The following is a 9,334-nucleotide window of genomic DNA, read 5'->3' on the forward strand; positions in this document are numbered from 1 at the left end:
TGCCTCACATGATATGGGAGTGCCCTCTCATGGCCAGTTTTCGTCAGCCTGGGTAGCTCGACCAGCGGTTGGTCGCGCCCTCGTTGCTGATACTCAGTACCTCATAGGGATGGCCCGGAATATCCATGCCCGGCGCACTCTGGGGCATGCCCGGAATAGTCAGGCCACGGATCGCCGGTTTTTCCCTGAGCAGCTTTTGTACATCGGCGGCCGGTATATGCCCCTCGATCACATAGCCATTTACGATACCGGTATGGCAAGAAGCCAGTTCCGGCGCGATACCGTATTGCTGCTTCACTGCGCCGAGCTGCTCGGTTTCGATAACTTCCAGTTCGAAGCCATTCTGCTCCATATGCTCGTTCCAGCTTTGGCAGCAGCCACAATATTTGGATTTGTAGACGGTCATCTTCTCGGCCGCGAGGGCCGAAAAGCTGACGGTACCGGCCAGCATGGCCAGTAACAGGGGTTTGTACATCACTCACCTCAGATTGAAAGAAAAGATGCCCGATACGGGATGCGTTTCAGGTCTGGGTGCGTGGGGGACGTTCGAGCCGCTCGCGCGGAGCGTCCGGCATAAAGAGAGAGGGGGAGGCGAAGTCGGGGGTATCCGGTTCCAGCACGGCGACCGTCAGGCAGTCGCTGCCTACCAGCGTCATCGAGAGGGCGGTGGTAAAGCTGCCGCAGGGCATCGCTTTTTCCAGGGTGCGCTCGCTCTGGCTGCAGTGGGTGGTCAGGGTACAGAGGTCGGTTGCGGCCCGGCTGCCAAACGACATCAACACCAGCACCAGACTCCACAAGGGGAGCCAGCGACGGGCGTGAGCGAGTTGGCGACGGGTGAGAACCATGGAATGACTCGAAAATAACAAGGGGCACATGGTAACCCTGTGCCCCGGGGGAGGGTCAAGCCCTCCCCATGGTGTCAATCCGCCCGGATTAAGGTTGCTGACGGGTCGCCGCCAGCACGATCTCGCGCACGCAAACGTTGGCAGGCTGGTTCCAGGCGTAGAGCACGGCATCGGCGATCACTTCCGGCGCAATGACGCCACCCATCTGATCTTTCCAGTCGTGGTAACCGGCCTTGATGCTCTCGTCAGTGGTGTGGCTGAGCAGCTCGGTCTCGACCGCACCCGGGGCAATGGTCACCATCCGCACGCCCACATCGGCCACCTCTTCCCGGATGTTCTCGGTCAGGGCGTGCACGGCGAACTTGGTGGCGCAGTAGGCAGCATGGTTCGGGAAGGTCTTGCGACCGGCGATGGAGCTGATGTTGATGATGGTACCGCTGCGGCGCTCCTTCATGCCTGCCAGCACTGCGTGGACGCCGTTCAGCACCCCCATCACGTTGATGTTGAGCATCTGCTGCCACTCGGCGGGATCCTGCACATCGGCCTGACCCAGCAGCATGACACCGGCGTTGTTGACCATGCAGCCGACCGGGCCGAATTGGGCTTCTGCCTGCTGGACGGCGGCTTTCATGGCGGCGGTGTCGGTCACATCGACCCCGATGCAGAGGGTATCGGGCAGGTTCAGCGCCTGCATCGGCTCGACCCGGCGGGCCAGCAGTAGCAGCGGATGACCGGCGGCAGAGAAGGCACGGGCGATGGCGGCACCGATCCCGGCGGAGGCACCGGTGATCACGACGAGAGATTTGGACATGGGTCTTTCCTTCTGATTCAAGAGTCGGTTTGAGCAAACAGGTGGCTGGCCAGCACGGAACCCAATCACTATAGTCACTGCATCTATAAGTGATAAATATTGTTTTCCGCTGGTTATCATCTGAAAAAACTATGGTTGGTTTATGCTGGACTTGAGATTGCTGCGTTTCTTCATCGCCATCTATGAAGAGAAGAACATCACGGCGGCGGCCGAGCGCTGCCACGTCAGCCAGCCCTCCCTCTCGGCGGGACTGCGCCAGCTGGAAGAGGCGCTCGGTGACAGCCTGTTTGTCCGGGGCAAGAAGGGGGTGGTGGCGAAAGATCCGGCCCACTATCTCTATCCTCACGCGGTCAAGCTGGTGGAGGAGGCGCGCCGTCTGCCGGAGCTGTTTCGCCAGAAAGCGACGCGTGCGAGGCTCAATATCGCCATCATGCCGGACTTGAGTCGCCGTCGGGTGGCCGGGCTGTTGCAGCAAGTACAGCGCGTGTTGCCGCAGCTGGATCTCACCCTCTCCGACTACACTACGCCCGCCGACTGCCGCTTGACGCTGGATGCCTTGCGTCGGGAGGACGAGATCTTCCTGCCGCTGTGGGAGGAGGATTACGTGCTCTGCGTGCCGGTCGATCACCCCCTGGCCAGTCGCGAAAGGATCGAGCTGGCCGAGCTGCAACATTATGATTTTATTGAGTGCCCGCCCTGCGAAGCCCATCAGCAGACTATCGGCCTGCTGGCCTGTGACCGGCTTACCCTCAATCTGGTGGCCAAGGCCGAGAGCAAGGGGTTGGTGATGGCGCTGGTGCTGGCGGGGGTTGGCATCAGTTTTCTGCCGGACGGGCTGGTGGAGGATGAGGCGGGGCTCTGTACCCTTCCCGTGAGCGGGCCGCGGATGTTTCGCCGGATTGGGCTCTGCTATCCCGCCCACCAGACCCTCAATCCGGCGCTGCGGGAGCTGATCCCCGAGTTGGCAGGCTATGGCGCTTCCTGATAAGGTCGCTCTCCTGTGCACCTTTACGATGCAGCTCCCCAGACTCCCCTTTTCTGTTTACCTCGCCTTGCTCCGCAAGGCTTTGTTCGGGTGATGTGGTCATGAAACGCATTCTGGTTATTTTTTCCCATCCCGCGCTGCAGAGCTCGCGGGCCAACAAGCAGCTGTTGCAGGCGATTGAGGGGCTGGAGGGGGTCACGGTTCACGACCTCTATCAGCACTATCCCGACATGTTTATCGATGTGAAGCGGGAGCAGGCGCTGCTCTGTGAGCATGACATCATTGTCTTTCAGCACCCGTTTTACTGGTACTCCTGCCCGGCCATCATGAAGGAGTGGATGGATCTGGTGCTGGAGTATGGCTACGCCTACGGCCCCGAAGCCCACGCCCTCAAGGGCAAGCAGTGGCTGAGCGCCATCACCACCGGCGGGGCGCCGGAGTCCTACTGCAGCGAGGGTTACAACAGCCGACCGCTGCTCGATTTTCTGCTGCCATTTCAGCAGGCTGCCACCTTGTGCGGCATGAACTGGCTGCCGCCTTTTGTGCTGCACTCCTTTCACAAGATCAAGGATCCCGCCGCCCTGCGCCGCTGTGGGCAGGACTACCGTCAGCTGCTTTGCGCCTTGCGTGACGATCAGCTGACCCCGGAGCAGCTGGCCGGGCGTCCTTATCTGCGCGACTTGCTGGAGGTGCTCTGATGACACATGGGCAGTTTGTTGGCCGAGCTCATGAGCCGGACCTGATGTTCACACGGAGGGCTGACTGATGGGCCACGGGATCCTGTTTGATGCCTTTATCTACCTCTCCGCCGCCGTCATCGCGGTGCCGCTGGCCAAGCGCTGGGGGCTCGGTTCTGTGCTCGGCTATCTGCTGGCGGGGATCATCATAGGCCCCTTTCTGCTGGGGCTGGTGGGGGAGCAGAAGGATGTGATGCACTTCGCCGAGTTTGGCGTGGTGCTGATGCTGTTTCTGGTCGGTCTTGAATTGCGTCCGGCCCTCTTGTGGCAGCTGAAGGGGCCGATCCTCGGCACCGGCGGCCTGCAGGTGCTGCTCACCACGGCGGCACTGACCGGCGTGGCGCACCTGATCGGTCTGCCGCTGCAACAGGGGCTGGCCATCGGCCTGATTCTGGCGCTCTCCTCGACCGCCATCGTGTTGCAGAGCCTGCAGGAGCGCAAGCTGATGCAGAGCGAGAGCGGTCGCTCCGCCTTTGCGGTGCTGCTGTTTCAGGATATTGCGGTCATTCCGATCCTGGCGCTGTTGCCACTGCTGGCCATGGCGCCGGTCGCCAGCAATGGTGGCTCCGAGCTGGCGGGGTGGCAGCACGGCCTGCTGGTAGTCGCGGCCATCTCAGGCATCGTGCTGGGTGGCCACTACCTGATGCGGCCGGTGTTTCGTGCCATCGCCCAGTCCCACATGCGGGAGATCTTCGTCGCCGCCGCCCTGCTGCTGGTGATCGCTATCGCCGTGTTGATGGAGTCGGTGGGGCTTTCGCCCGCTCTCGGCTCTTTCCTCGCCGGTGTGGTGCTGGCCGACAGCGAATATCGCCATGAGCTGGAGGCCGACATAGAGCCGTTCAAGGGCTTGCTGCTCGGCCTGTTCTTTATGTCGGTGGGGGCGGGGATCGACTTCGGGCTGTTTGCCGAACACCCTTTCCTCATCCCGACGCTGGTGGTTGGCCTGATAGTGCTTAAATGGCTGGTACTGATGGCGCTCGGCTTCATCATCCGCATTTCGCCGAGCCAGCGCTGGACCTTCGCGCTGGCGTTGGCGCAGGGGGGCGAGTTTGCCTTCGTGCTCTTTTCGTTTGCCGCCCAGAACCGGGTGCTGCCCGGTGAGACCATCTCGCTGCTGACGCTGGTGGTGGCGCTCTCCATGGCGCTCACCCCGCTGCTGCTGATCCTCAATGATCGGGTGATCCAGCCCTGGTTCGATTACCGTAACCAGAGCGACGCGCCGCAGCATGAGCAGCCGGAGCTGGTGGAGCATCCGGTGATCATCGCGGGCTTCGGCCGCTTCGGTCAGATCGTGGGGCGTCTGCTGCATGGTCACGGCATCGGTACCACCATCCTCGAGCAGGATGCCAGCCAGATAGAGACCCTGCGCAAGTACGGCTATCAGGTCTTCTATGGCGATGCCAGCCGGATCGACCTGCTCCATGCCGCAGGGGCGCACAAGGCGAAGCTGCTGGTGCTCTCCATCAACGATCCGGCTACCTCGCTGGCGGTGATCGAGATGGTGCAGAAGCACTTCCCGCACCTGAAGATCCTGGCGCGAGCGCTGGATCGACCCCATGCCCACGAGATCCTGCGCCACGGGGTCGACAGCGTTCACCGGGAAACCCTGGGCTCTGCGGTCGATCTGGGGGTGGAAGCCCTGACCCAGCTTGGGTTTAGGGCCAACCAGGCCTGGCGGGCGGGGCAGACCTTCAAGCAGCACGATAACTGGCTGTTGCGCGAGCAGGTCAACTATCTGGATGACGAACACACTTATATCAACAAGAGCCTGCAATACCGGGAGATACTCTCCGATCTGTTGCAAGACGACGAGGAGGGGCAGGAGCGTATCCATGCCCACAACTGGAATAGCGGGCTACCCGACGACGACAAGGAAGCAAAATGATTGCCTATTACCCCATGTTCAAACACCTGCATATGACGCTGGCGCTGGTCAGTCTGCTGCTCTTTATCTATCGCTGGAGTCTGGCGCTGGTCGGCAGCGATCGGTTGCAGCAGAAGTGGCTGAAGATCCTGCCGCATATCAACGATACCTTCCTGCTGCTGTTTGGTGTGTTGCTGGCGGTGGCCTTGCAGTTGAGCCCGGGTCAACAACCCTGGCTGATGGCCAAGCTGATGGCACTGGTACTCTATATCGGTCTGGGTGTCATGGCGCTCAAGCGCCCGGCCCGCGGTCAGAAGCTGGTGGCCGGTGTGGCAGCGCTGGCGGTATTTGGCTACATGGTCGGTGCGGCCATCACCAAGTCAGCCTGGTCGTGGCTGATGTGAGCAAAAGGGGAGAGTCATGCTCTCCCCTGAAATCATATTCTGTGATGAATTAATTAATCGGAGTTTTATGCTAACAATAAATCGCAAGATAGAACTTTCATTTGAGGGATTTTTGGCTAATTTTAGCCTCTAGCGGCTCCTTTTTTGAGTGCATTGTCTTTATAAATCAATTGTTTAGTGTGTTTTGTATGAAAATGGCGACAGTTGTCGCAGCAAAACTTGCGACATAGACTGTCGCAAGTCACGACTAGCATACAGTCAACGCTAAACCAGTGAAGGCAAGCACCATGAGCAAGAAGCTGTTACGACAACTGACCTTGGCGCGTTGCATCCCGCACCGCCCTTACAAGCTGACCGCCAGCCAACTCCAGGTAAAACTGGAAGAGGAAGGTATCCACGTCAGTCTGCGTACCGTGCAACGGGACCTGGAGGAGATGTCCGGCATGGGACTGTTCGACCTCACCTCGGACGAGCGCAGCAAACCCCATGGCTGGTGCTTCGAGCGCCACGGCCTCAACGACTTTGCCAATATCATGCCGCTCTCGCTGGCGGTGGCCCTGAAAACCTGGAGTGATCAGGCGAGCCAACTGTTGCCGGCGAGTGTACTGACTGAATTGAACCCGCTGGTCGACAAGGCGAGCCAGGTGATCCGCGACAGCCAGAGTGAACTGGCCGAACGCTGGCTGGAGAGTGTCCACCAGTCACCGCGTCCGTTTGCCGGCAACCCGGAGATCCGCCGCAGCACCCTGATCCGCGATGCGCTCTGGCGTGGTCGCAAGTTCAGTGCCGAGATCCAGCGCGTGATCAAAGAGCGCACCGTATGGCTCTGCTACGACCGTATCAACCCGCTCGGCATTCTCAATCAGCCGGACGGTCCGATCCTGCTCTGCACTCTGTCCGAGCTGGATCCCAAGGTCTACGGCATCCCGTTTGACCATATCAAGAACGTGGAGCTGACCAACTTCAGCGCCACCCAGCCGAAGGATTTCAACATCCAGAAGCTGATCCGCGATCAGGGCTATCAGGATGTGAGCGGCCCGATCCGCTTCGTCGGCCGGATCGATGCTAACAGCCAGTCGCTGGTGGATAACCAGATCCCCGGCAACAATCCGCGCATGACCCGCTATGACAAGCGTAGCGTGGTGGTGGAGACAGAGGTGCAGGACACCCCGGAGTTTCGCAGCTGGTTGAACAACATCGGCGGTGAACTGGAGGTGCTGGCACCGGAATCGCTGCGCAAGGCCTATCTCAATCCGGCCAACCGCTTGAGCTGATTAAAAAATTGGAATGTTGAAGAGTCGAGCCTGGCCTCGGCTCTTTTTTTTGCGGTTTTTTTAAGCATATTTATTCAACTAATTTTTAAGTCTTAACGTCAGGATTGAACCGTTTTCCTGCCCCGTTTTTGGGGGCGAAATCCGTGTAAGAGATCTGCCATAGCGACTGTAAGAGGCTGGCGCTTTGAGCCGTACGCGAAGCCATGCCAGAATGATCGAGCTTTCCCGTGAAACTAAATAACTAACTGATATTAAAGGGTTAGTTTTTAAGTTCGTTTTTTGAGATGGGAGCCGCATCGGATCTTTATCATCGGATGGCCCTTGTTCGGGGTGCGCATTTCCTTAGTATGGGTCTCACAAGGACGGAGCTGGTCCGGCAGGATGCAGGACAGCGCATAAAGATGGAATAGTCCGCAGGATGTGGACAAGGGACTCCTCAGGATGAGCTCGATAATCAGGATGATTATCGTCACGGATGAATAAAGGAACACCGCGGGATGCGGCAGGACACTCTCGGGATGGGAGCAGAACGAACGGAACCTCGTTCTTCAGGATGAACAGGACCTCGCCGGATGCGAGAGGAATACTTCAGGATGAAGTGAGATAACCCGGATGGTTATCTGTCAGGAAGACGCAAGGAACCCCACAGGACGTGGTAATGGACACCTCCAGGATGGAGACAGTGAAGCAGTTCAGGATGAATTGCCAGGCCAGGAACGCCGCAGGACACGCCAACGGATTGGAAAGGGGATATTCCAAAGGATTAGGATAACGTCAGGGATTGCAGGGAGCATTGCAGTTCTACGGACAGGACGACACGACTCTAGGGGACGGCTACCGCCGTCCCCTTTTCTTTTATGGTTTGCCCGAGAGATTGCCGCGCTGGGCGGCGTTGACGATCTCTTGCAGGCGCTGACGAATGTCGACCATGCCAAACACACCAAAGATCAGCACAGTGACAAATTCGGCCTTGGTGACCGCGAAGTAGCGTTTGCAAGCTGCCTTGATCATGCTGGCCTGCAGCCAATGTAGCAGGGCGACGATCACGCCGCAGACCGGCAGAAAGCCGTTGAGTTTGCCGGGCAGCGGGGCGATCAGGCTTATCAGCACGCCAAACCAGAAGAACAATATCAGCCCCATCGCCAACAGATTAAAGACTCGCTTCATTGTTTACCTCCCTTAGATAGAGTTGATAGCAGACCTGACCGGCTTGTTTGTCCTTGAGTAGTTGCCAGCTGGCGGGTAGCGCCAGATCGGCCATTTCCTTTTCCCGCTCCAGATAGATGAGGGCGTCCGGCGCCAGCCAGCCGCGCTGCTCCAGCAGTTCGCACACTTGCGGCAGCAGCTCGCGGCGAAACGGCGGATCGAGGAACACCAGATCAAACGGCGTGGCCGGGCCTTGCAGCCAGCTCACTGCATCTGACTGGATCACCTGACCCTGGCTGCTGCCGAGGGCGGTCAGGTTCTTCTTGATCTGGTCAGCGGCCCCTTTGTCCATCTCGATCAGGGTCACCTGCTCGGCATAGCGCGATAGCGCCTCCAGTCCGAGTCCGCCGCTACCGGCAAACAGATCCAGGCAGCGGGTGCCACGAATGTGGGGGGCCAGCCAGTTGAAGATGGTCTCCTTGACGCGATCCGTGGTGGGTCTGAGCCCCTCCACATCCTTGACCGGCAATTTGCGGCCTCGCCACTGGCCGCTGATGATTCTTACAAAGCCCGATTTTCCTTGCGGGGCGGGACTCTTGCTCGGGTTGCTACGGCTGGATTTCACTCTGGGCATCGCGTTTCATCGTCAGAAAATAAAGTGGTAGTATAAGGCGGTTCATTTTTATGCCGACCCGCCAAGGGACGGCTATCTTAGCAGTCAGCCTTTGATGTGAGTATTTTTAGATGGCAAAAGGTTTGTTTTCCTGGCTGGGTTTCGGCCGCAAGAAAGAAGAGGCTGAGGCTGTCCAACCACAGACACCCCAAGCCACCCCCGTTACCGTTGAGCCCGAGGTCACTGCTACCCCCGCTCCCGTTTCCGATACCACTGTTTCCGATAGTACGCCGGCTGTTGCCCCCGAAGTGCCTGCCAGCGCACAGAATTCCGTTTTGCAAGATGATTGCTGCCTGCCGACCGAGCTGGACGATCACGGTCCGCTAGTGGTGGAGGAGTGCGCCTCCGATCTGGAGCCGGTGATCGTCAACGAAACGCTGATCGCCGAAGAGGAGCGTGCCGCTGACGCCGCTCGCACTGCCGCAGAGGCGCAAGCCGCTGAGGTCAAGGCAGCCGAAGAGGCTCGTATTGCTGCCGAAGCCCGCGCTGCGGAAGAGGCTCGCATTGCTGCCGAAGCCCGCGTTGCGGAAGATGCTCGTATCGCCGCCGAGGCTCGCGCTGCAGAGGAGGCTCGTATTGCTGCCGAGGCTCGCGC

The 9,334-nt window shown here is 59.3% G+C and carries 10 protein-coding genes and 1 pseudogene; 6 read left to right on the top strand and 5 right to left on the bottom strand.

From position 1 onward, the window contains the following. Nucleotides 1–43 precede the first annotated feature (43 nt). The 3 genes from AACR14_RS00115 to AACR14_RS00125 all read right to left on the bottom strand — a co-directional run bounded on the left by AACR14_RS00115 (nt 44) and on the right by AACR14_RS00125 (nt 1,656). The gene (locus AACR14_RS00115; protein WP_019444687.1) at nt 44–475 is read right to left on the bottom strand and encodes a DUF411 domain-containing protein; all 432 of its coding nucleotides are present in this window, start codon (nt 473–475) and stop codon (nt 44–46) included. 46 nt (nt 476–521) lie between these two features. After that, entirely contained in the window at nt 522–845 is a 324-nt protein-coding gene (locus AACR14_RS00120) for a hypothetical protein (protein ID WP_019444688.1), read from the bottom strand. Between the two features lie 88 nt (nt 846–933). After that, nucleotides 934–1,656, bottom strand: coding sequence for an SDR family oxidoreductase (locus AACR14_RS00125; protein WP_019444689.1), 723 nt, complete (start codon nt 1,654–1,656; stop codon nt 934–936). A 142-nt stretch (nt 1,657–1,798) separates the two neighbouring features. On the opposite strand from AACR14_RS00125, the gene AACR14_RS00130 reads away from it, so the two are divergent. The 5 genes from AACR14_RS00130 to AACR14_RS00150 all read left to right on the top strand — a co-directional run bounded on the left by AACR14_RS00130 (nt 1,799) and on the right by AACR14_RS00150 (nt 6,920). Beyond that, nucleotides 1,799–2,641 carry a LysR family transcriptional regulator gene (locus AACR14_RS00130; protein WP_005339957.1) on the top strand — a complete coding sequence of 281 codons (843 nt, stop codon included), beginning with the start codon at nt 1,799–1,801 and terminating at the stop codon, nt 2,639–2,641. Nucleotides 2,642–2,742: 101 nt separating this feature from the next. After that, nucleotides 2,743–3,339, top strand: coding sequence for a glutathione-regulated potassium-efflux system oxidoreductase KefF (gene kefF / locus AACR14_RS00135; RefSeq protein WP_005339958.1), 597 nt, complete (start codon nt 2,743–2,745; stop codon nt 3,337–3,339). 67 nt (nt 3,340–3,406) lie between these two features. Continuing rightward, nucleotides 3,407–5,263 (top strand): monovalent cation:proton antiporter-2 (CPA2) family protein, encoded by a 1,857-nt coding sequence (locus tag AACR14_RS00140; protein ID WP_019444690.1) that lies wholly within the window; start codon nt 3,407–3,409, stop codon nt 5,261–5,263. Continuing rightward, nucleotides 5,260–5,646, top strand: coding sequence for a SirB2 family protein (locus AACR14_RS00145; protein ID WP_019444691.1), 387 nt, complete (start codon nt 5,260–5,262; stop codon nt 5,644–5,646). Before AACR14_RS00140 ends, AACR14_RS00145 begins: the two co-directional genes overlap by 4 nt. 287 nt (nt 5,647–5,933) lie before the next feature. Beyond that, nucleotides 5,934–6,920 (top strand): helix-turn-helix transcriptional regulator, encoded by a 987-nt coding sequence (locus tag AACR14_RS00150; protein ID WP_005339987.1) that lies wholly within the window; start codon nt 5,934–5,936, stop codon nt 6,918–6,920. An 855-nt stretch (nt 6,921–7,775) separates the two neighbouring features. Here AACR14_RS00150 and AACR14_RS00155 read toward each other — a convergent pair. Then, nucleotides 7,776–8,087, bottom strand: coding sequence for a DUF1145 domain-containing protein (locus AACR14_RS00155; protein WP_019444692.1), 312 nt, complete (start codon nt 8,085–8,087; stop codon nt 7,776–7,778). Continuing rightward, nucleotides 8,071–8,700 (bottom strand): 16S rRNA (guanine(966)-N(2))-methyltransferase RsmD, encoded by a 630-nt coding sequence (gene rsmD, locus AACR14_RS00160; RefSeq protein WP_005339991.1) that lies wholly within the window; start codon nt 8,698–8,700, stop codon nt 8,071–8,073. Before rsmD ends, AACR14_RS00155 begins: the two co-directional genes overlap by 17 nt. A gap of 110 nt (nt 8,701–8,810) precedes the next feature. On the opposite strand from rsmD, the pseudogene AACR14_RS00165 reads away from it, so the two are divergent. Further along, nucleotides 8,811–9,334: pseudogene (locus AACR14_RS00165) on the top strand (signal recognition particle-docking protein FtsY); the annotation flags it as partial.

This window comes from Aeromonas sp. 159 (genome assembly GCF_963862045.1).
In the GTDB taxonomy this organism is placed as follows: domain Bacteria; phylum Pseudomonadota; class Gammaproteobacteria; order Enterobacterales; family Aeromonadaceae; genus Aeromonas; species Aeromonas veronii.